Raw genomic sequence first — 403 nt, forward strand, 5'->3', positions numbered from 1 at the left:
AGGTCTTCTCGACTTCTCTGTACTGGCGATCAACAACGTGACGCCTTTCTCTCCAACCGTTGGTCTATTGACCATGCCTTACGTGATTCAAAGCGCAGAAGAAGCGGTACTACTGACTCAAGGTCAAGTAGGCCAAGACTTAGTTGATAACACGATTCGTGACGCTGGTGTTCGCATCGTAGGTTGGGCTTATTCTGGCTTTAGGGTTTTGACTAACTCGAAAAAGCCCGTTGCTTCACCAGAGGATTTGAAAGGGCTAGTGATTCGTGTTCCTCGTAACGAAATCATGATTGCTTCTTATCAAGCATGGGGTGTAAACCCAACACCAATGGCATGGTCTGAGACTTTCACCGGCCTGCAACAAGGTGTGGTAGATGGTCAAGATAACCCTTATATCACAGTC

General features: G+C 47.1%; 1 protein-coding gene. It reads left to right on the top strand.

The genetic code is table 11. The features are described from left to right. The coding region (locus tag AB4486_RS25835) for a TRAP transporter substrate-binding protein (protein ID WP_372119588.1) at positions 1-403 on the top strand (403 nt) is incomplete at both ends.

It is taken from the genome of Vibrio sp. 10N.222.55.C6 (genome assembly GCF_041473395.1).
Lineage (GTDB): Bacteria > Pseudomonadota > Gammaproteobacteria > Enterobacterales > Vibrionaceae > Vibrio > Vibrio crassostreae_C.